This window comes from Mycobacterium sp. DHQP2018-32-09 (assembly GCF_058148405.1).
Genome location: NZ_JBYVYK010000046.1, coordinates 1 through 20,373, shown reverse-complemented (window position 1 = coordinate 20,373; position 20,373 = coordinate 1). Strand labels below are relative to the sequence as shown.

The following is a 20,373-nucleotide window of genomic DNA, read 5'->3' as shown; positions in this document are numbered from 1 at the left end:
CACCGGTGCGCACCGCGCGCGATACCCCTGGATTCTCGCTGATCGCAACCCTGCCTGAGCACTCAGCGCGCCGCTAACCTCGCGGGGGTGCGGCTATTCGTGGCAGATCGGTCAGACGACGAACCCAGCGAGCTGACGCCGGGCGGCTCCCCGGTGGTCCGGCTCTCGGCGCCCGACCTGCAGCGCGCCCAGCGCAGCGCGGCTCGGATCCACGCCGACGGGCGCGACGTGGCGGTGATCCTCGACATCGCGGTGGCGGTGCCCGGGGACTATCGCACCGTCGCGGCGGCCGAGGCCGACGACACCGTGCGGTATGCCGGCACGGTGTCGGGTCTGACGGGGCTGATCGCCGACATCCACCTCGCGGGTGTCGCCGACGGCGTGACGTTGGTCCCGTCGGCCGGGGTGGCCCCGGAGGATCTGCGGCAGCTGGGTCGCGACGTGTTGACGCTGCTGGCGGGCCGCGAGCGCAAGACGGCCTGAGGGTGCAACCTAGATCACGGTCGAGGTCAAGGGTGCCTCTTGGCTCTGCAGCGTCACCGTCGCGGTGTCGACCGACGACTGCGCCCCGATGCCGCGGCCCTCGACGGTGACCGCGAGACGGGTCCGGTCGCCCCGGAACAGGTCGCGTGAGAACTCGCATGGCACGTCGTGCTGGTCGTAGGTGATGCGGGTGATCAGCAAAAGCGCCGACTTCGGTTTGATGCCAAGAAGTTTGGCCTCTTCGGGCGTGGCGTTGACCGCTTCGATGCGCTCGTCGGCCCTCGCCGTCACCAGGCCGTAGCGCGACTCGAGGATCTCGTAGATGGAGCCGCCCAGCTGCTGCTCGAGCAGGCCGGGAAAGGCATCGGCGGGAAACTGCGCCGCTTCCAACGAGATTGGCGAACCGTCGGCGAGGCGCACCCGCTGGATCTCCACGACGAAGTCATCCGGGCCCAGCCGCAGGGCCTGCTGGGTCATCCGGTCGGCGGCGGTGATCTTCGTGGAGAGCACGCGCGTGCCCGCCACGTACCCCTGGTTGGCCAGGAAGGCCGGGACGCCGACGACGTCGGTGAGGCTGCGCTGCACCTGTACGTGGCTGATGAAGATGCCCCCGGCCCGGCCGATCGCGCGTTCGACGAGCCCGGCCTCCTCGAGGGCGGCGAGCACCTGGCGCAGGCTGGACCGGCTGGTGCGGTACCGCTCGGCGAGTTCGCGTTCGCTGCCCAGTTTGCTACCGGGGGTGCCCGCGTTGATGTCGGCAACGATCCGGCGCCGAAGTTCCTCGGTAGGCGTGGGCACCGGACCTCCCGTCTCGACACACAATTGGTCCGACCATTCTAGGCCATGTCGGCGAGTGCCTCCTGCGACTCGGGCAGAATTTGTCCACCGTCGACGATCAGTGCTTGGCCAGTGACGTAAGCGGCTTCGTCGGTGGCGAAGAACAGCGCGGCGTTGCCGATGTCGGCGACGCTGCCGAGCCGTCCCGCGGGCACCGCGGCGGCCATTTGGTCCATGTAGTCCTGGCCCATTCCGGCGAGCCCCTCGGTGACGATGTTGCCGGGCAGCACCGCGTTCACCGTGATCTTCTTCGGCGCCAGCTCCATTGCCGTGGTGCGCATGAATCCGAGTTGTGCCGCCTTGCTGGCACCGTAGTGCGACCATCCGGGGTAGCCGGTGACGGGACCGGTGATCGACGACGTGATGATGACGCGGCCGTGGCCGCTGGCCGCCAACGCCGCCATCGCGGCCTGGACGATGAAGACCGTGCCCTTGAAGTTGATGCTCAGCACCTCCTCCAGATCGGCCGGCGTGAGGTCTTCGAGCTTGGCCGACGGGAAGATTCCCGCGTTGGCGCACACGATGTCCAGGCCGCCGTGCCGTTCGACGGCGGTGTCGACGACACGGCGGCAGTCCTCGGGGCTGGTCACGTCGGCGGACATGCCGCTGACGGTGCCCGCGGTCCCGGCCAGCGCGTCGACGGTGGCCTCGACGTCGACCCGGCTGCGGCCGGTGATGACCACGTTGACGCCGGCGCGGGCGAACGTCTCGGCGATGCCGCGGCCGATGCCCTTGCTGCCGCCCGTGACGACGGCGGTGCGGCCCTGCAGTGAAGTGAACATAGCGGTGGCGCCTTTCGAGAGGTTCAGGCCAACCGTTGGCCGTCGGAGGTGAGGTAGCGCTCGGCGAGGGCGCAGCTGCCCTCGGCGTAGGTGATGGACATGGCCTGGGATTCGCGCGAATGGCTGTGCGTTCCCATCCAGGCGAGCAGCAGCAGCCGACGCAGCAGCACGAACGACGGCAGCATGGCCTCGTCGGCTGCGGGCAGGTCCCGGCGCGACCGGTAGCCGGTGACCCACGCGTCCTGCCATTCCGGCACGGCGGGATCGTCCTCGAAGAATGACACGGCCGTGCCGAAATCGTAGAAGTACCAGCCGAATCCGCAGTCGTCGAAGTCGATGACGGTGATGGTCTCCCCGTCGACCAGCAGGTTGGCCAACCGCAGGTCGGCGTGCACCAGGCCGAATCGATCCGGCCCCGAACCGTAGTCGGTCAGCCGCCGGTGCAGCAGGTCCTGGGCCCGCTCCAGGATCGCGGCCTCGCCCCGGCCGACGCCGACGGCGTCCCGCCAGCGGCCCCACCGGCCTGCCGCACCCAGGCTGTGCTCCCAGTCCCAGGCGAACCGATCGAAGCCGGCAGGCCGCGACCAGGAACGCGAGTGGTCGTGCAGCGCGGCGGTGATGCGCCCGAGCGTCTCGAAATCGGTACGGGTCAGCGTGGTCTCGTCGGGTTCGGCCCCGGCGACCATGTCGAAGTGCACGACGTGGCGCTCCGTCCCGCCGTCGTCGACCGTGACCACGCGGCTGCCGTCCCTGGCCGGCAGCACGGTCGGCACCGTGACGTCGCCGTCGCGGCGCAGCGCGTCGAGCCACTGCAGCTCGGATTCGATCTCGTGGGCCCGGTGGTAGTCCTTGCGGTGCACCCGCAGGATGGACTTCACCCCGGTCTCGGCGTCCTCGACGGCGTAGGTGGCGTTCTCCGAGAGGTTCAGCAGCCGCAGCGTCGACCCCGGTGCCACGCAGAACGCGGTGAGGGCGGCCTCGGCCACGGCGACGTCGTCGCCGACGAAGTCGCCGCCCATCAGTGCTCGCGTCCCTCGATGCCGGCGAGCACGGTGGTGATCCGGTCCCGCGCCGTCGTGACGTCCTCGTCGTTGCCGCTGATGTAGAGCCGCCCCGCGGCGCCGATCATTTGCACGTCGACCAGTGTGAGCTCTGGCGCGGCGCGTTCGGCCTCGTTCGCGGCCACCGCCGCGAACAGCGCCGGGGTCATCTCGTAGACCAGCAGCGATTGGCCCGGCAGCACCATCGACGCCTGCCGGTTGCGGTTGAGGATCACCGCGTGCTGGTCGGTGATGTCGGCGATGACGTCGTGGTAGAGCACCCGGGGCCGCAGCTGGTCGGCCGCGGAGTTGCCGGTGCCCTCCAGGATCGCCTCGCCGGCCCGGCGCACGTCGGCCAGGTCCGCCGAATGCACCTCGAGCACGCCGAACTGCCGCTCCACGTACAGGATTCCGGGCTGCACGCCCGGAACCGCGCGCAGGGCGAGGTCGATGACCCGCTCGATGGCCAGGGCCGGGGACACCTCGACGATCAGCGCGTGCTCACCCGCGTACGGCGGGTAGCCGCGCGCCCGCGTCGGGGTGCCGAGGTACGCCGCGAACTGCGGTTGGAGATCCTCGATCGGCAGGTAGACCCGGATGTCGGTGGCAGCCACGGGCTACTGGGCGGCGACGGAGAAGTGCGTGCCGAGTTCGGCGTGCGGCCGGGGGATGACGTGCACGCTGACGAGTTCACCGACCTGCGAGGCGGTCTCGGCGCCGGCCTCGGTGGCCGCCTTGACCGCGCCCACCTCGCCGGTGACGATGACGGCCACCAGGCCGTCGCCGACCTCCTGGCGATCGGTGATGGTGACGTTGGCGGCCTTGACCATCGCGTCGGCGGCCGCGAGCGCGGCGACGAAGCCCTTGGTCTCGATCATGCCGATCGCGTTGCTGGCCATGGTTTTTCTCCTCTTATCGTGGGTTGACGGAATGTCGTGTCGAGGTGGTGCGAGGGTCAGGCGGTGGGGTCGATGGAGCCGATGATGAGCGCGTCGACCGGTGGTGGCGTGCCGGTGAACCAGCTGGCGGCCACCGATCCCTGCGCGATGAGCACCTGTTCGCCGACGCCGGTGCCCAGGACGTCGAAGGCGACCAGCGTGGAGTGCGAACCGTCGACCTGGACTTCGAGGAACGCGCCCGCGGGCACCCCGTCGACGCGGCGGGTCGACCACACCTGGCCGGTGACGGTTCCCTTGATCATCTGCGCTCCCTTTCGATCGTCACGCCGAGCGCCCTGGCCCGTTCCCGCGCCAGCGGGGTGAGCACGGCCTTGGGCCCGAGCACCAGCGTGGTGTTGGTCTGTGCGAGTTCGGCGATCTGGCGTTCGGTGACCGCACCGCGCTCGATGCGCCTGCCGGCACCGCCGGGGCCGCGCGTGGTCCCGGCGAGCCGGAACGTCAGCCGCCCGGCGCGCAGATCGGCCCGTGTCTTCGGGTTCTCGAACAGGTGCAGCAGCTGCCGGACGAACGCGTCGAGTTCGGCGTCGTTGCCGATGCGGACGGTGTCGGTGCGGGAGCGTTCGTCGGCCGCCAGCGGCCCGGTGGGCCGAGGGCCCGGGGGAGTGGCCGGCGGTGTCTGCGGGGTCGGCGCTGCACGCGGTGCCGGCGGTGGGGGTGTGGGCCTCGGCTGCCCCGGCTGCCTGGCTGGCGCGAGGTCGCGCACGGCGTCGCGCACCACCTCTCGCACCAGCATCCGCAGCTGCTCGCGGTCGATACCGGTCACGGCACGCTCCGCGCCAGGGCCTCTTCGGCGGCGGCCGCGGCCTGGCGGACGTCGGCCTCGGTGCCGGACAGGTACACCCGCCCGGTGGCGCCGATCATGCGGAAGTCGACGACCTTGACGTCGGCGGCCTTCTCGGCCTCGTTGGTGGCCAGGATGGCGTAGGAGGCGGGCGCCACCTCGAGCACGTACAGCGATTCGCCCGCCAGCACCATGGACCCGATCTTGTTGCGGTTGATCAGGAAGGCGTGCTGCTGGTCGACGCTGGAGATGATCCGCGACGCCAGGATCTGGGGCGTGATCGCGGCGTCGGCGCCGCCGCCCAGTTCGCCCAGCGCGGCGTCGGCGGCGGCCTGCACCGAGCCGGTGTCGCCGTGGAACTCCAGGTAGCCGAATTGCCGCTCGACCACCAGGACGCCGGCCTTGACGTCGGCGTGCTTGAGCGCGACGTCGGTGACGCCCTCGATGTCCAGACCCGGTGCCACCTCGATGATCTGGGCGGCGACGCCGGCGCGCGGCAGCGCTCCCTTGATCCAGGTGCCGAGGTAGGACATCGTCTGCGGCTGCAGCCGATCGATGAAGATGAAGGAACGCAGTTCAGCCACGGATCACCTCTTGATCAGTTGAGCGAGTTCTTCGACGACGAGCGCGCGCAGTTCGGCGCGCAACGCGTCCAGCTGGGTGTCGCCGCTCCGGGTGGCCGGGCGCGTGGTGCGCACCGGGGTGGGTGCGGGACCGCCGGCGTCGTTGGAGGCGCGCGGGTAGGCCGGCACGGCTCCCGCGGGTGCCTGCCACGGGGTGATGCCGGCGAAACTCGGCATGGCGACCCCGGAGTCGGCGTTGTAGGCGATGCGCGCCCAGTTGATCAGGTTCTCCGGCTGTAGGTTCTCGCCGATGGAGCTGCGTCCGACGAAACCCGTGCCGATGGTCATCGACGGCGCCAAGTTGGTGTCCAGGCCGGAGCTACCGGTGCTGTTGCCGACGTTCACCGAGACCCGCAGCACCGGTACGCGGGCCGCGAAGTCGGTGATCACCACGGGGTCTTCGCTGTGGATGGCCGCCGAGTGGCCCGCACCGGCGATGCGGACGACCGCCCGCGCGGCGCGGATGCCGCGTTCGGCGTCGGCGACGGTGGTCATGCCGAGCACCGGGCACAGCTTCTCGTGGGTCAGCACCTCTTCGTCGATGACGTCTTCGAAAGGCGCCACCAGCAGCCGCGTCTTGGCCGTCACCCGGATGCCCGCCTGCTCGGCGATCCACGCCGCGGACCGGCCCACCACGTCGGTGTTGAGCTTCCCGTCGGGAAACATGAACTGGCGCAGCCGCATCGCCGCGTCGGCGTCGAGCACGTGGGCGCCGTGGCGGCCCAGGGCCGCGGTCAGCTTGGCCGCGATGGCGTCCTCGGCGATGAGCACCGACTCGTTGGTGCACAGCACGGAGTTGTCGAAGGCCTTGCTGTCGACGATGCGCCGTGCGGCCGCGTCGACGTCGGCGCTGGCGTCGACGAAGACGGGCACGTTGCCCGGGCCGACGCCGAGCGCCGGGTTGCCCGACGAGTACGCGGCGCGCACCACGCCGGTGCCGCCGGTGGCGACGATGACGTCGGTGCGCTCGTCGGCCATCAGGGCCTCGACGAGTGGGATCGACGGTTCCTCGATGACGGACACGATGCCGTCGGGTGCGCCCGCGGCCACGGCGGCGTCGGCCAGGACGCGGGCGGCGTCCACCGAGCACTGTCGGGCGCGCGGGTGCGGCGCCACCACCACGGCGTTGCGGGTCATCAGCGCTAGCAGCACCTTGAAGTACACCGTGGCAACGGGATTCGTGGTGGGGGTCAGGGCCAGCACCACGCCGGCGGGGCGGGGGATCTCGACGATCTTGCGGTCGTGGTCCACGCGGGGGGAGACGTAGTCCGCGCCGCGGTAGTACTCGACGATGCCGCGCGAGCAGGCGCGGTTCTTCGTCACCTTGTCGGCGACGACGCCCATGCCGGTCTCGGCGACCGCGGCCGCGGCGAAGCGCTCGGCCTCGGCGTAGCCGGCTTCGGCGACGGCGGTGACGATGGCGTCGACCGATGCCTGGTCGTAGGTGGCGTAGGCGCCCGCGGCCCAGCGGGCGCGTTCCAGCACGTGGTTCACGGCTTCCTCCGTCCGGTTGCGGCCGCGCGGGCCTTGCCCACCGCGACCTCCACGCGGTCCAGCACGTCCTCGCACAGGTCCCGGTTCATCAGCAGACCCGGCTTGAATTGCAGGACACGGGGATCCAGGGTGGAGAAGATGGCCCACACGCCCCGCTCGTACAGTTCGCGCATGACGAACTTGGCGCCTTCGGGGTGGTCGAACTCCAGCCCGATCACCACGCCGTTCTGCCGGATGCCGATGAACCAGTCGGGGTAGTCGGCCTGGATGCGCGCCAGCCCGTGGGCGAAGAGGTCGGCGATGTAGTGCACCGACGAGCGCACCTCGGGGCGCGAGGTGATCTCGAGGGTCTTCAGCGCGGCGACGCAGCCGAGTTCGGCGCCGCCGAACGTCGAGATGTGCCCGAAGCCGTCCTGTTCGAGCCACTGGGCGGCGCGGTCGCTGAGCATCGCGGCGGTGATGGGGTACATGCCGCCGGACAGTCCCTTGCCCGAGACCATGATGTCCGGTTCGATGCCGTGCTTGGTGATGCCCCACATCTCACCGGTGCGCATCAGGCCGGTCTGCACCTCGTCGGCGATGTAGAGGGCGTCGTAGCGCACGCACATGTCCTTGACGGCTTCGAGGTAACCCGGTGGGGGCAGCGGGAATCCGTACGTCGCGGGGATGGTCTCCATGATGACCGCGGCGACGTCGCGGCCGCGCAGCGCCTGGTCCATGGCGTCGAGGTCGCCGAACGGCACCTGGATGAACTCGTCGGGCTGGTCGGCCAGGAACAGCTTGGCGAAGCGGTCGTCACCGGTGGCGACGGCCAGGCCGGTGTGCCCGTGGTAGGCCTTGACGATCGAGACGATCTTGCGGCGCTGCATGGCGTGGCGGGCGCTCTTGAGCGCGATGTCGATGGCCTCGCCACCGCCGGAGCCGAACGCGACCTTGGTGATCGAGGCGGGTGCGGACTCGACCAGCTTCTGCGCCAGCGCGGTGCGGGCCACCGAGGGGAAGTGGTGGTTGCCCACGTCGAAGTGCTGCATGCCCTCCGAGAGTGCCTGCATCACTTCGGGGTTGCGGTGGCCCAGGTTGTAGGTGCCCCCGTTGAGGTGCATGTCGATGAGCCGGCGTCCGCTCATGTCCCACAGGAAGTATCCTTGCCTGCGGTCGATGACCAGGTCGACGCCGGCGTCGGTCCAAAACTGCGTCTTGTCCGGGTTCCAGTACTCCTTCGCGCGCTCCAGGACCTGGGTCTTGGACTCGAAGGAGAACGTGCCGTAGTCGTACACGCCGACCACCCTAAAAAGGTTGGACCATTTATGTCAATGGTTGAAATTGGGTGGCCGTTCCGGTTGCGGACTCGTATTGGTAGTGCCAATATTGCCACGTTCGATGTGGCGAGTGCCACACCGGTCATTCCCATTGTTCACCTGGAAGGCATCTGGAACAAATGACCGATCAAGTCGTATCTCGCGGTGAAGGCACAGGTGACTCGGTCCAACGGCTGAAGCGCAATGCCGTAGGAACCGTCGGCGTCATCTTCATGGCCGTGGCCACCGCGGCCCCCATCACGGCAATGGTCGGCAACGTGCCCATCGCCGTCGGCTTCGGAAATGGTTCGCACGCACCGGCCGGCTACCTGGTGGCCACCATCGTGCTGGGCCTGTTCGCCATCGGCTACGCCACCATGGCCAAGCACATCACCGCCACCGGCGCGTTCTACGGGTACATCTCGCACGGTCTGGGCCGCGTCCTGGGCATGGCCAGCGGCCTCATCATCACGATGGCCTACATCGTGTTCGAGGGCTCGCTGATCGGCATCTTCTCCTACTTCTTCTCGGACTTCGCGTCGTCGGTGTTCGGCATCCAGATCAACTGGTTGATCCCGGCGCTGCTCATGCTGGTGCTCAACTGCGTGCTGACCTACTTCGACGTCAACCTCACCGCCAAGGTGCTCGGCGTCTTCCTCGTCACCGAGATCGTCATGCTGTCCCTGGGCGCGCTGGCCGTGCTGTTCCGCGGCGGCAACCCCGAGACCGGATTCGCCGTCGCCGAGACCCTCAACCCGGTGGGGGCGTTCACGCCCGCCGCGGGCATCGTGGGCGCCAGCGCCGGCCTGGGCCTGTTCTTCGCCTTCTGGTCGTGGGTGGGCTTCGAGTCCACCGCGATGTACGGCGAGGAGTCCAAGGACCCCAAGCGGATCATCCCCCGCGCCACCATGATCGCCGTCCTCGGCGTCGGCCTGTTCTACGTGTTCATCTCGTGGATGGCCATCGCGGGCACCGGCCCGGCCAAGTCCGTCGAGCTGGCGCAGGACCCGTCCACCGCGGGCAACATCTTCTTCGACCCCGTGCAGGCCACCTACGGTGACTGGGCCATCACGCTGTTCAAGCTGCTGCTGGTTACCGGGTCGTTCGCGTGCGGCATGGCGTTCCACAACTGCGCGTCGCGCTACCTCTACGCGCTGGGCCGCGAGGGCCTGTCGAAGGGGCTGCAGAAGACCATCGGCGCCACCCACCCCACACACGGCTCGCCCTACATCGCGTCGTTCGTGCAGACCGGCATCACGCTGGTGCTCATCCTGGCCTTCTTCTTCGCAGGCATGGATCCGTACGTGCACCTCTACGGTCTGCTGGCCATCCTGGGCACCATGGCGATCATGATCGTGCAGGCGCTGTGCGCATTCGCCGTCGTCGCGTACTTCCACTTCCACAAGAACCACCCCTCCAGCGCGCACTGGTTCAAGACGTTCCTGGCGCCGCTGCTCGGTGGCATCGGCATGCTCTACGTCGTGTTCCTGCTGTGGCAGCACAAGGACGCGGCCGCGGGCGCGGCGTCGGGCACCCTGCTGTTCAAGCTGACACCGTGGATCGTGGTCGGCCTGTTCGCGCTCGGCGCGGCCATGGCGCTGTACTTCAAGTACCGTGACCCGGCCCGCTACGAGCTGATCGGCCGGATCATCTACGAGGACAGCGAAGTCCGCGACTAGCAGCAAGACCGTTCGCGGCGATCGAGAGAGGCAGCACCACGGTGGACGAGCTGGGCCGGTTCCGGGTCCTCGACGGCAAACCGGTCAACCTCGACGGGTTCAGCGTGCCCGACGCCGCTCTCGGTCTCGTCGCGATGCGCAGTCCGCACGACCCCTCCCCGTCACTGGTGATCAGTGGCGGGGAGGTGACCCAGCTCGACGGCAAGGATGCCGCCGAGTTCGACGTCATCGACGAGTTCATCGCCCGCTACGGCATCGACCTCGCGGTGGCCGAGGAGGCGATGGCCCTCGACGACGCGGTGCTGGCCCGCATGGCCGTCGACGTCAACGTGCCGCGCGCGGAGGTGGTGCGCCTGATCGGCGGCACCACTCCCGCCAAGCTCGCCCGGGTGATGGCCCTGCTGACCCCGGTCGAGATGCAGATGGCGATGGCGAAGATGCGGGCGCGGCGCACGCCGAGCAACCAGGCGCACGTCACCAACCAACTCGACGACCCACTCCTCATCGCCGCCGACGCCGCCAGCGCGGTGGCCTACGGCTTCCGCGAGGTCGAGACCACGGTGCCCGTGCTGGGCGACGCCGCGTCCAACGCGGTCGCCCTGCTCATCGGCAGCCAGGTGGGCACCCCGGGCGCCATGGCACAGTGCTCCATCGAGGAGGCCCTCGAACTGCGGCTGGGACTGCGCGGGCTGACCAGCTACGCCGAGACCATCTCCATCTACGGCACCGAGCAGGTGTTCGTCGACGGCGACGACACCCCGTTCTCCAAGGCCATCCTCACGTCCGCCTACGCCTCGCGCGGGCTGAAGATGCGCGTCACCAGCGGCGGCGGCGCCGAGGTGCTCATGGGTGCCGCCGAGCGGTGCTCCATCCTGTACCTGGAGTCGCGCTGCGTGTCGCTGGCGCGGGCGCTCGGCGCCCAGGGCGTGCAGAACGGCGGCATCGACGGCGTCGGGGTCGTCGCATCGGTGCCGGAGGGCATGAAGGAACTGCTCGCCGAGAACCTCATGGTGATGATGCGCGATCTCGAATCGTGCGCAGGCAACGACAACCTGATCTCCGAGTCGGACATCCGCCGCAGCGCGCACACGCTGCCGGTGCTGCTGGCCGGCGCCGACTTCATCTTCTCGGGGTTCGGCTCGATCCCGCGCTACGACAACGCCTTCGCGCTGTCCAACTTCAACTCCGACGACATGGACGACTTCCTGGTGCTGCAGCGCGACTGGGGCGCCGACGGCGGGCTGCGCACGGTCTCGCCGGAACGCCTGGCCGAGGTGCGCCGCCGCGCCGCCACCGCCACCCAGGCCGTGTACCGCGACCTCGGCCTGGCCGACTACGACGACGCCCACGTCGAGAACGTCGTGGCCGCCAACGGCTCTCGCGACCTGCCCAAGGGCCACCCGAAGCTGGTGGCCGAGGCGGCCGCATCCATCGAGGCGCGCCAGCTCACGGTGTTCGACGTCATCGGCGCGCTGCACCGCACCGGCTACGTCGAAGAGGCCGAGGCCATCACACGGCTCACCCGCGAGCGCCTCCGCGGTGACCAACTGCAGACCTCGGCGATCTTCGACGAGGACTTCCGCGTGCTGTCCAAGCTCACCGACCCCAACGACTATGCCGGTCCCGGAACGGGTTACGCGCTCACCGAGGCGCGCCGCGCGGAGATCGACGCCATCCGGCAGGCCCGCAGCTCGGCCGAGCTGACCCTCGACCAGAACGACCACCGCGACCACGTCGTCGTCACCGACGTCGAACCCGCCCGGCAGGGCAGCGACCCACGGGAGGTGGTCATCGGACTGTCCCCGGCGTGGGGCCGCAGCGTGTGGCTGTCGCTGTGCGGGTTGCCCATCGGCGAGGTGCTGCGCCAGATCTCGGCAGGCCTCGAGGAGGAGGGCTGCGTGCCGCGCCTGGTGCGGGTGCGCTCCACCATCGACGTCGGCCTCATCGGGTTGACGGCGGCCCGGCTGTCGGGGTCGGGCATCGGCATCGGGTTGCAGGGCAAGGGCACCGCGCTGATCCACCGTCGCGACCTGGCGCCGCTGGCCAACCTCGAATTGTTCAGCGTGGCACCGCTGTTGACCGCCCGCATGTACCGGGACCTGGGCAAGAACGCCGCCCGCCACGCCAAGGGCATGGCGCCGGTGCCGATCTTCACCGGCGGCACCGACGAGTCGATCTCGGCCCGCTACCACGCCCGCGCGGTGGCCCTGGTGGCCCTGGAACGAGAGGCATCCGAGCCGGGCGAGGCGCCGGTCACGGTGCAGGTGAGGCGGCCATGACCGACATCACGGTGCAGAACACCATCGACGGCAAGCTGGGCCTGGCCGATCTGCGGATGGATCCGGCCGTGCTGGCCCAGCAGGCCGTGGTGGCCGCCGAGGGCGGCAATCCCCAACTGGCCGAGAACTTCCTGCGCGCCGCCGAGATGGCCACGATGGACGACGAGGACGTGATGGCGCTGTACGAGGCGCTGCGCCCGCACCGGTCCACCGCCGCACAACTCGACGCGCTGGGCACGTCGCTGAGCCTGCGCGGCGCGACCCGGTGCGCCGAGCTGGTGCGTCAGGCCGCCGCCGTCTACGCCAGGCAGGGCCTGCTGCGGTGACCCGACCCGCCACGTCCGCCACACCCCGGGTGGTGGCGGGCATCGACGTCGGCAACCACACCACCGAGATCGTGCTCGGCCGCGTCGCGCCCGACGGCACGGTTCGGATGCTCGGCCACGACCAGGCGCCGACCCGCGGCCGCAAGGGGTCGCGCACGTCGCTGGAGGGAGCCGCGGGCCTGCTGCGCCGACTCGAGGTGCGGCTGGGGGTGCCTGCCGACGAGCTGCTGCTGTCGGCGCTGCGTCCCGTCGACACCGCCACCGCGCCGCTGCCGCCCGCGGCGTCCCCACGCGCACCCGTGCGCAACCTGCGCAGGCCCGATGCCAGTACCCCGGCCGGCGCCGGGCACGGCGTGGGCGCGCACGTCCCCCTGGCCGATCTCACCGGACCCGCCGCGGCCGGGCCCGTCGTCGTGTCCGTCGACGCGGCCACCGACTTCGAGGACGCCGCGACCGCCATCACCGGTGCGGTGGAACGCGGCTGGCGCGTCGCGGGCGTCGTCGTCGCCCAGGACGATGCCGTGCTCATCCGCAACCGCATCCCCGTCGACGTGCCCGTGGTCGACGAAGCCGACGTCGACGTCGCGCCCGGGGCGTTGATCGCCGTCGAGGTGGTGGCCGAGGGGCGGGCGTACCGTGCGCTGGCCGATCCCATCGCGTTGACCGCCGCGCTGCGGCTGGATCCCGAGGCCATCGGTGACGTCGCCGACTTCTGCCGGGAGGTCGCCGACGCCCCGGCCCTGGCGGTGACCGTGCGCACCCACCCACCCGAGCCGCCCGCGCCGAGCGACGACTACGTCGACTGCGTGGTCGACGGGCAGCCGGTGCGCTACGACGTGGCGGCCGCGCACGCGGTGTTGCGGGCCCGCCCACCCGGCGCGGTGACCCGGATCCGGCTGCGCGCGGTGCCCACCGCCGAGGCGGGCCTGGCCGTCGAGGACGCGTTCTTCACCGACCTGGCGAGGCTCGACGACGGGGCATGGCTGCGCCGCGGCGTCGTGGAGGCGCGCGGCACCGTGGTGGCGATGCTGGCCGCCGACGAGGTGGCCGACGCCGCCGCCGTGATGGCCGACCTCACCGGTCGGCCCGCCCGCACCCTGGCAGGCGAACCGGAAGCCGCGGCGTGGGGGGCCCGCACCACGCCGGGGCTGCCTGCCGACACCGTGGTGTGCGACATCGGGGGTGGCACGATCGACCTCATCGGTGCCGACCGCACCGTGGTGGCGGCCGGGGCGGGGGAGACCATCACGACCGCCGTCGCGCGCGTGCTGGGCATCCCGCGCGCGCTCGCCGAGCAGGTGAAGCGCACGCCCGCCGTGCGCGTCGAGGGTCCACACGTGGCGCACGAGGAGGACGGCAGGCGAGTGTTCCTCGACGCCCCCGCGACCTCGGAGGCCATCGGCAGGCTGTGCACGCGCGGTCCCGCCGGGCTGGTGCCGTTCTCGGCGCGGTTGGCGGCCGAGGAGTGGCGCAGTCTGCGGCTGGCGATCAAACGCGAGACCGTCGCCGCGAACGTCGCGCGCTGCCTGCGCGCGTTCGACCGCTCGCCGACTGCACTGGTGCTCGCGGGCGGCGGGGCGCTGGACGACGAGCTGTCCCGCGCGGTCGCCGAGGCGCTGCGGGACGTGCCCATCGCGGTGGGGCGCGCCGACATCGACGGCGTGCACGGGCCGCGGTACGCGGTGGCCAGCGGGTTGATCCACCTGTTCGCGCGGCGGCCGGCGCCGTCATCCCCAGGAGTTGTCCACAGTGTGGATGAATGACACGCGTGTAAGTCAGCCCAGTCCCGGGAGGATGTCACCCAGCCGGTAGGTCAACGGCTGCTCCAGCTGCGCGTACGTGCACGACCGCGGCTCCCGGTCGGGTCGCCACCGGTTGAACTGCGCGGTGTGCCGGAAGCGCCTGCCCTCCATGTGGTCGTAGCGCACCTCGACGACGCGTTCGGGCCGCAGCGGCACGAACGACAGGTCCTTGCCCGCGTTCCACCGCGAACCGGCCGCGACCTTCCTGCCCAGCTCTGGGTTCGCGGCAACCTCCGCCGCCCAGTTCCACGGATGCTCGTCGAACGACGTCACCAGCGGCTGCAGCTCGGCGAACAGCCGACGTCGCGTTGCCATCGGGAACGCGCCGATGACCCCCACCGACGCCAGCCGGCCGCCGTCGTACAACCCCAGCATCAGCGACCCCACGGCGTCGGCGCCCGACTTGTGCAGCCGATAACCGCCCACCACGCAGTCCGCCGTCCGCTGGTGCTTGACCTTGAACATCACCCGCTTGTCGGGCTCGTACGCCAGGTCCAGCGGCTTGGCGATCAACCCGTCCAACCCGGCGCCCTCGAACTCGTGGAACCAGCGCCGCGCGACGTCGACGTCGGTGGTGGCCGGCGTCAGGTGGAACCGCTGCCCGAACGGCACCCGCTCCAGTGCGGCGCGGCGCTCCGCGAACGGCCGCCCGGTGTGGTCCTCGTCGCCGAGGGCCAGCAGGTCGAACACGACGAACGCCGCGGGCGTGCGCTCGGCCAGCAACCGCACCCGGCTCGCCGCGGGATGCAGCCGCAGCTGCAGCGCCTCGAAGTCCAGCCCACGCTCACCGGCGACCACGATCTCGCCGTCGAGCACGCACCGCGGCGGCAACTCCGCCAGGGCGGCCGCGACGAGTTCGGGGAAGTACCGTGTCAACGGCCGCTCGTTGCGGCTGCCCAGCTCGACGTCGTCGCCGTCGCGGAAGCAGATCGAGCGGAAGCCGTCCCACTTCGGTTCGTAGGAACACCCCGGCGGGATCTCGGCGACGGGCTTGGCCAGCATGGGTGCCACCGGGGGCGTCACGGGCGGCGTCATGGCGCAGACGTCACCGCCGGGTAGTCGGGGAGGCTCGGCTCGGCGCCGGCGATGCCGGCCATCCGGCTACTGCCCAGGGCCATCAGCGCCTTGCCCACGGGGCCCGCGGCCACCGCCGTCGCCGCGTCCAGCACCCGGATCCCGGCGGGCGTGCGCGGGTTCATCATGCGCAGCGACCGGGCCCGCACCCGCGGGGCGGTCTCGACGAACGGCTGCATGGCACGCCGGTAGCGTGCGAGCGCGGTGGGCACGTCGGCGCCGCCGGCCAGTTCGCCGGCCAGCACGTACCCGCCGATCAGCGCCAGACTGGTGCCCGCACCGCCGAACGTCGCGTTGCAGAACGCCGCGTCGCCGAGCAGCGTGACGCGGCCCGTGCTCCAGCGGCGTGGGCGGACCTGCCCCACCGCGGAGAAGTACATGGGCGCGCCGTCGGCGATGGCCGCCAGGATGCGCGGCGCCGCACCGCCGACGTCGTCGAAGGTCCGGGACAAGATGGTGAGCTGCGCGTCGCGGTCCAGGTCCTCGAAGCCTCGCACGTCGGACATGAAGGTCAGGATGGCGCGCGTCGTGCCCAGGTTGTCCGGCCGCAGGTGCACGGAGCGGGAGTTGGTGGCGCGCTGCCAGTTCCACCACTGGTCGTCGCTCTCGGCGCGCGGCAACGTCACGTACGCGAAGTACATGCCCAGCTCGTTGATCGGCGTCGGGTCGACGAAACGGCGCGACCGCGAGCGCAGCCCCTCGGCGATCACCAGCACGTCGGCCTGCAGCGTCTCGCCGTCGGCCAGCGTCACCGCGACGTGGTCGTCCTCGCTGGCGACGTCGGCCAACTGGGTGTCGAAGCGGTAGTCGACGCGGTCGATCGTGCGGTCGACGAGGATGCGCGACAGCTCGCCGCGCAGGATCTCCACCTCGGCGGTGGGCCCGTCGTGTCCACCGGACGCGGACATGGGGAAGCTCGCCACGGGCGTGCCGTCGGCGGTGACGAAGCGCATGCCGACCTCGCCGGTGGTGGCCGCCCGCACGTCGGCGTCGATGCCCATGCGGCGGATCACCTCGCGGGCGGCGCCGCGGACGTCGACGTTCTGTCCCTCGTCGCGGCGGCGGGGGTAGCGCTCGAGCACCGTGGCGCGCCAGCCGCGGGCCACCAGCTGATGGGCGAGCGCGGGACCGCCGATGCCGGCGCCGGAGATCACTGCATGCTGGGGCACGTCGGCCGCGTCCAATCGTCGGAGGGGGATCTGAGGGGGTGTGACGTCCACTCTTACCCGCAGCCGCCGCGCCGCGCACCTGAGCGGGCCCGCGGGCGTCGGCTCCGATGACTTTTCCCGGAGAGGGTAGTCCAAGCCACGTGATGAACGAGGATGTGAGCGTGCCCAGGTGCCCGAGGTGACCGCGCAGGACGTCGCGGGGCTGCCCGTACCGCCACCGGTGGAACCCATGCTCGCCAAGGCGGCCGCCGCGGTGCCCACCGAGCCCGGCACGTGGTCCTACGAGCCGAAGTGGGACGGCTTCCGGGCGGTGGTGTTCCGCGCCGGCTCCGACGTCCAGCTGATCTCGCGCAGCGGCAAGGACCTGGGCCGATACTTTCCCGAACTGCTCGACGCGCTGCGCGCCGAACTCGTCGACCGCTGCGTACTGGACGGCGAGGTGGTGGTGCCGCGCGAGATCGACGGCCGCGTCCGGCTGGACTGGGAATCGCTGAGCCAGCGCATCCATCCCGCGCAGAGCCGCGTCGACAAGCTGGCCGCAGGCACGCCCGCGCACTTCATCGGCTTCGACGCCCTGGCCACCGGCGACCGCTCGTTGCTGCGCGAGCCGTTCCGGGCGCGTCGCGAGGCGCTGGTCGAGGCGGTGCACGCGCAGCGGTGGTGCCACGTCACCCGGACCACCGAAGACGCCGCGCAGGGGACCACGTGGCTCACCACCTTCGAGGGGGCGGGGCTCGACGGCGTCATCGCCAAGCGCCTCGACGGACCGTACCTGCCCGGCAAGCGCGAGATGGTGAAGGTCAAGCACCACCGCGACGCCGACTGCGTCGTCATGGGGTACCGCATCCACAAGAGCGGAGAGGGCCTCGGGTCCATGCTGCTGGGTCTCTACCGTCCCGACGGCGACCTGCAGATGGTGGGAGGCGCGGCGTCGTTCACCGCCAAGGACCGCGTGACGTTGCTGGCCGAACTGGAACCCCTGCGCGACGGCGACGTTCGCGACGGTGACCCGAGCCGGTGGAACTCCGCGGCCGACAAGAGATGGGTCCCGGTGCGGCCCGAGCGGGTGTGCGAGGTGGCCTACGACCAGATGGAGGGTTCCGGCGACGTGCAACGCTTCCGGCACGCCGTGAAGTTTCGGCGATGGCGCCCCGACCGTGACCCGCGCAGCTGCACGTTCTCCCAACTCGACGTGCCACTGCACTACGACCTGTTCGACGTACTGGCCGACGGAGACCCGGGGGATGGCTGAGATGGCAAGTCCGGCAAGTGAAATCGACGTCGACGGGGTGATGGTGCGGGTCACCAACCCGGACAAGCCGTACTTCCCCGCGCTGGGCAAGGCGGGGACCAAGGGCGCACTGGTGAACTACTACCGCGCCGTCGCGCCACCCATGGTCACCCTGCTGCGGGACCGGCCGGTGCACCTGCAGCGCTTCCCCGACGGCATCGAGGGCGAGGAGATCTACCAGAAGCGGATTCCCGCAAAGCATCCCGACTATCTGCAGACCTGCACGGTGACGTTCCCGTCGGGCCGCACCGCCGACGCACTCGAGGTCACCCACCCGTCGGCCATCGTGTGGGCCGCGCAGATGGGTACCGTCACCCTGCACCCGTGGCAGGTCCGCTGTCCGGACACCGAACACCCCGACGAACTGCGCATCGACCTGGATCCGCAGCCCGGCACCGGGTTCGACGAGGCTCGCGCCGTCGCCGTCGACGTGCTGCACCCACTGCTCGACGAACTCGGCATCGCCGGCTACCCCAAGACCTCCGGTGGCCGCGGCATCCACGTCTTCGTCCGCATCGCCCCCGACTGGGACTTCATCCAGGTGCGCCGCGCGGGGATCGCGCTGGCGCGCGAGGTGGAGCGCCGCGCCCCCGACGCCGTCACGACGTCGTGGTGGAAGGAGGAGCGCGGACGCCGGGTGTTCATCGACTACAACCAGAACGCGCGCGACCGCACCTTCGCCTCGGCGTACTCGGCGCGCCGCACCGCGATCGCGACGGTGTCGATGCCGCTGTCGTGGGACGACCTCGCGGACGCCAACCCCGACGACTACACCATCGCCACCGTGCCGGACCTGATCGCCGCACGACCGGATCCCTGGGCGGACATCGACGCTCACGCCCACTCCCTGGATCCGCTGTTGGAGATGGTGGCCGCCGACGAGTCCGAACGCGGCCTGGGGGATCTGCCCTACCCGCCCAGCTACCCGAAGATGCCCGGCGAACCGCCGCGGGTGCAACCCAGCAAGAAGGTGGCCGCGCATTGGGATTCCGATGGGAACCGGGTGGAGTGACGTCGACGCTCGGGTGGCGCCGCTGGGCGCTGGTGGTGTCGTGCATTGCGGTGGCCCTGGTGCTCGGCTCGATGGTGGCCCTGTACACCGCGCTGCCCGACATCGCCGTCTCCACCGGTGCGTCGCAGTTCGAATTGACCTGGGTGGCAGACGGATACACGCTGGCCGTCGCCTGCCTGGTACTGCCCGCCGGCGCCGTCGGCGACCGCTACGGTCGCCGGGGCGTGCTCATCGTCGGGCTGCTGCTGTTCGCCGTGGCGTCGCTGGCCTCGCTCACCGCCGACGATCCGTGGTGGCTGATCGGGACGCGCGCGGTCGCCGGCGTCGGCGCCGCACTGGTCATGCCGTCGACCCTGTCGCTGCTGACCGAGGATGCCGACGCCGCGGCACGCCGTCAGGCCGTGGGCATCTGGGCGGGCGTGGCCGCGTCGGGCGCCGTGCTCGGCGTGCTGTTCTCCGGGGTGATGCTCGAATTCTCCTCGTGGCGCGCCATCTTCGCGGCGTTGGCCGTCGCCGCAACCGTGCTGGCGGTGGCGGCGTGGTGGATCCCGCCCCCGCGCGAGCGCTCGCGGCCGCCCGTGGACGTGCCGGGCTCGGTGGCGAGTGCCGTGGCGGTGGGGCTGCTGGTGATCGGGGTCGTCGAGGCCCCGCAACGCGGCTGGGGCGACCCGCTGGTACTCGCCCTGTTCGTCGGCTCGCTGGTGGGGCTCGCGGTGTTCACCGGGCTCGAACTGCGCAGTGCCCACCCGCTGCTGGACGTCCGGCTGTTCGCCGATCGCGGCTTCGCGGCGGGCACCGTGTCGCTGGTGCTGCACTTCCTGGTGATCTTCGGCGTCTTCCTGCTGCTCACGCAGTACCTGCAGCTCATCCCCGGCTACGCCCCGGTGGTCGTGGCGCTGGCGTTGACGCCGCTGATCGTGCCGATCGTGGTGGTGTCGCTGGGCGCCCCGCAGCTGGCTGCCCGTTTCGGCCTGCGGCCCATGCTGGTCGCCGGGTTGCTGGCGCTGGCGGTCGGCTCGTTCCTGGTCGGCACCCTGGAACCGGACACGGGGTACTCGGTGATCGTCTGGTCGCTGCTGATCCTCGGCGTGGGCCTCGGGCTGTGCTCGGCGCCGTCGACGTCGGCGGTCGTGGAGGCCATCCCGCCGGAGAAGCACAGCGTCGCCGCGGCCGTCAACGACGCCACCCGCGAGATCGGCGCGGCCATCGGCATCGCGATCGCGGGCAGCGTGCTGGCCGCCGGGTACGGCCGGCGGATCGGGGTCGTCGCCGACGGGTTGCCGCCGCCGGTGCGCACGGCGTTCGAGGAGTCGCTCGCGGCGGCGCTGCAGGCGCAACTCGGCGCTCCGGGACGCTACGAGGTCGCCGGCGCCAAGGCGGCGTTCGTGCACGGCTGCACCACCGCGGCGGTCGTGCTGGGCGTCGTCAGCGCCGTCGCGGCGGG

General features: G+C 71.0%; 20 protein-coding genes. 8 read left to right on the top strand and 12 right to left on the bottom strand.

What is annotated here, in order from left to right; all coding sequences use genetic code 11:
• Positions 1-99 precede the first annotated feature (99 nt).
• A complete protein-coding gene (locus AC30CM_RS20605) occupies positions 100-483 on the top strand; it encodes a hypothetical protein (protein ID WP_490118773.1) in 384 nt (127 codons plus the stop codon).
• A gap of 9 nt (positions 484-492) precedes the next feature.
• On the opposite strand, the gene AC30CM_RS20600 is transcribed toward AC30CM_RS20605, so the two are convergent.
• From AC30CM_RS20600 to AC30CM_RS20555, 10 genes are read right to left on the bottom strand one after another with little or no spacing between them, the layout of a single operon-like run.
• Positions 493-1,281: a GntR family transcriptional regulator gene (locus tag AC30CM_RS20600; protein ID WP_490118772.1), complete on the bottom strand. Its 789-nt coding sequence runs from the start codon at positions 1,279-1,281 to the stop codon at positions 493-495.
• Between the two features lie 38 nt (positions 1,282-1,319).
• Positions 1,320-2,102 carry a 3-oxoacyl-ACP reductase FabG gene (fabG, locus tag AC30CM_RS20595; protein ID WP_490118771.1) on the bottom strand — a complete coding sequence of 261 codons (783 nt, stop codon included), beginning with the start codon at positions 2,100-2,102 and terminating at the stop codon, positions 1,320-1,322.
• 23 nt (positions 2,103-2,125) lie between these two features.
• Positions 2,126-3,121 carry a phosphotransferase enzyme family protein gene (locus AC30CM_RS20590; protein ID WP_490118770.1) on the bottom strand — a complete coding sequence of 332 codons (996 nt, stop codon included), beginning with the start codon at positions 3,119-3,121 and terminating at the stop codon, positions 2,126-2,128.
• The gene (locus AC30CM_RS20585) at positions 3,121-3,756 is read right to left on the bottom strand and encodes a microcompartment protein (protein WP_490118769.1); all 636 of its coding nucleotides are present in this window, start codon (positions 3,754-3,756) and stop codon (positions 3,121-3,123) included. Before AC30CM_RS20585 ends, AC30CM_RS20590 begins: the two co-directional genes overlap by 1 nt.
• A gap of 3 nt (positions 3,757-3,759) precedes the next feature.
• Positions 3,760-4,041 (bottom strand): BMC domain-containing protein, encoded by a 282-nt coding sequence (locus AC30CM_RS20580; RefSeq protein ID WP_490118768.1) that lies wholly within the window; start codon positions 4,039-4,041, stop codon positions 3,760-3,762.
• 56 nt (positions 4,042-4,097) lie between these two features.
• A complete protein-coding gene (locus AC30CM_RS20575; protein ID WP_490118767.1) occupies positions 4,098-4,343 on the bottom strand; it encodes a EutN/CcmL family microcompartment protein in 246 nt (81 codons plus the stop codon).
• Positions 4,340-4,864: a hypothetical protein gene (locus tag AC30CM_RS20570; protein WP_490118766.1), complete on the bottom strand. Its 525-nt coding sequence runs from the start codon at positions 4,862-4,864 to the stop codon at positions 4,340-4,342. Before AC30CM_RS20570 ends, AC30CM_RS20575 begins: the two co-directional genes overlap by 4 nt.
• Positions 4,861-5,466 (bottom strand): BMC domain-containing protein, encoded by a 606-nt coding sequence (locus AC30CM_RS20565; protein WP_490118765.1) that lies wholly within the window; start codon positions 5,464-5,466, stop codon positions 4,861-4,863. Before AC30CM_RS20565 ends, AC30CM_RS20570 begins: the two co-directional genes overlap by 4 nt.
• A 3-nt stretch (positions 5,467-5,469) precedes the next feature.
• A complete protein-coding gene (locus AC30CM_RS20560) occupies positions 5,470-6,999 on the bottom strand; it encodes an aldehyde dehydrogenase family protein (RefSeq protein ID WP_490118764.1) in 1,530 nt (509 codons plus the stop codon).
• Complete coding sequence (locus AC30CM_RS20555; RefSeq protein ID WP_490118763.1) at positions 6,996-8,276, bottom strand: class-III pyridoxal-phosphate-dependent aminotransferase; 1,281 nt, start codon at positions 8,274-8,276, stop codon at positions 6,996-6,998. The genes AC30CM_RS20560 and AC30CM_RS20555 overlap by 4 nt, the downstream gene beginning before the upstream one ends.
• Positions 8,277-8,437: 161 nt before the next feature.
• On the opposite strand from AC30CM_RS20555, the gene AC30CM_RS20550 reads away from it, so the two are divergent.
• Genes AC30CM_RS20550 through AC30CM_RS20535 form a run of 4 tightly spaced genes read left to right on the top strand, consistent with a single transcriptional unit; the run spans position 8,438 to position 14,344 of the window.
• Positions 8,438-9,976 (top strand): APC family permease, encoded by a 1,539-nt coding sequence (locus AC30CM_RS20550; RefSeq protein WP_490118762.1) that lies wholly within the window; start codon positions 8,438-8,440, stop codon positions 9,974-9,976.
• 41 nt (positions 9,977-10,017) lie between these two features.
• On the top strand, positions 10,018-12,255 hold the full coding sequence (locus AC30CM_RS20545) for a propanediol/glycerol family dehydratase large subunit (protein WP_490118761.1): 2,238 nt from the start codon (positions 10,018-10,020) through the stop codon (positions 12,253-12,255).
• Positions 12,252-12,581 (top strand): diol dehydratase small subunit, encoded by a 330-nt coding sequence (locus AC30CM_RS20540; RefSeq protein ID WP_490118760.1) that lies wholly within the window; start codon positions 12,252-12,254, stop codon positions 12,579-12,581. Before AC30CM_RS20545 ends, AC30CM_RS20540 begins: the two co-directional genes overlap by 4 nt.
• The gene (locus AC30CM_RS20535; protein ID WP_490118759.1) at positions 12,578-14,344 is read left to right on the top strand and encodes a diol dehydratase reactivase ATPase-like domain-containing protein; all 1,767 of its coding nucleotides are present in this window, start codon (positions 12,578-12,580) and stop codon (positions 14,342-14,344) included. Before AC30CM_RS20540 ends, AC30CM_RS20535 begins: the two co-directional genes overlap by 4 nt.
• A gap of 12 nt (positions 14,345-14,356) precedes the next feature.
• Here the strand turns inward: AC30CM_RS20535 and AC30CM_RS20530 are convergent, their stop codons facing one another.
• Positions 14,357-15,418 carry an ATP-dependent DNA ligase gene (locus AC30CM_RS20530; RefSeq protein ID WP_490118758.1) on the bottom strand — a complete coding sequence of 354 codons (1,062 nt, stop codon included), beginning with the start codon at positions 15,416-15,418 and terminating at the stop codon, positions 14,357-14,359.
• On the bottom strand, positions 15,415-16,626 hold the full coding sequence (locus AC30CM_RS20525; RefSeq protein WP_490118757.1) for an FAD-dependent monooxygenase: 1,212 nt from the start codon (positions 16,624-16,626) through the stop codon (positions 15,415-15,417). The genes AC30CM_RS20530 and AC30CM_RS20525 overlap by 4 nt, the downstream gene beginning before the upstream one ends.
• 169 nt (positions 16,627-16,795) lie before the next feature.
• On the opposite strand from AC30CM_RS20525, the gene AC30CM_RS20520 reads away from it, so the two are divergent.
• The 3 genes from AC30CM_RS20520 to AC30CM_RS20510 form a co-directional block, all read left to right on the top strand.
• Complete coding sequence (locus tag AC30CM_RS20520; RefSeq protein ID WP_490118756.1) at positions 16,796-17,878, top strand: ATP-dependent DNA ligase; 1,083 nt, start codon at positions 16,796-16,798, stop codon at positions 17,876-17,878.
• Between the two features lies 1 nt (position 17,879).
• The gene (gene ligD / locus AC30CM_RS20515) at positions 17,880-18,929 is read left to right on the top strand and encodes a non-homologous end-joining DNA ligase (RefSeq protein ID WP_490118755.1); all 1,050 of its coding nucleotides are present in this window, start codon (positions 17,880-17,882) and stop codon (positions 18,927-18,929) included.
• On the top strand, positions 18,926-20,373 hold a 1,448-nt coding region (locus tag AC30CM_RS20510), incomplete at its 3' end, for an MFS transporter (RefSeq protein WP_490118754.1). The genes ligD and AC30CM_RS20510, both read left to right, overlap by 4 nt.

Bases quoted from the DNA above. Each gene is read 5' to 3' on its own strand.
- fabG (WP_490118771.1), bottom strand. From the start codon at position 2,102: ATGTTCACTTCACTGCAGGGCCGCACCGCCGTCGTCACGGGCGGCAGC.
- AC30CM_RS20590 (WP_490118770.1), bottom strand. From the start codon at position 3,121: ATGGGCGGCGACTTCGTCGGCGACGACGTCGCCGTGGCCGAGGCCGCC.
- AC30CM_RS20580 (WP_490118768.1), bottom strand. From the start codon at position 4,041: ATGGCCAGCAACGCGATCGGCATGATCGAGACCAAGGGCTTCGTCGCC.
- AC30CM_RS20575 (WP_490118767.1), bottom strand. From the start codon at position 4,343: ATGATCAAGGGAACCGTCACCGGCCAGGTGTGGTCGACCCGCCGCGTC.
- AC30CM_RS20550 (WP_490118762.1), top strand. From the start codon at position 8,438: ATGACCGATCAAGTCGTATCTCGCGGTGAAGGCACAGGTGACTCGGTC.
- AC30CM_RS20540 (WP_490118760.1), top strand. From the start codon at position 12,252: ATGACCGACATCACGGTGCAGAACACCATCGACGGCAAGCTGGGCCTG.
- AC30CM_RS20530 (WP_490118758.1), bottom strand. From the start codon at position 15,418: ATGACGCCGCCCGTGACGCCCCCGGTGGCACCCATGCTGGCCAAGCCC.
- ligD (WP_490118755.1), top strand. From the start codon at position 17,880: ATGGCAAGTCCGGCAAGTGAAATCGACGTCGACGGGGTGATGGTGCGG.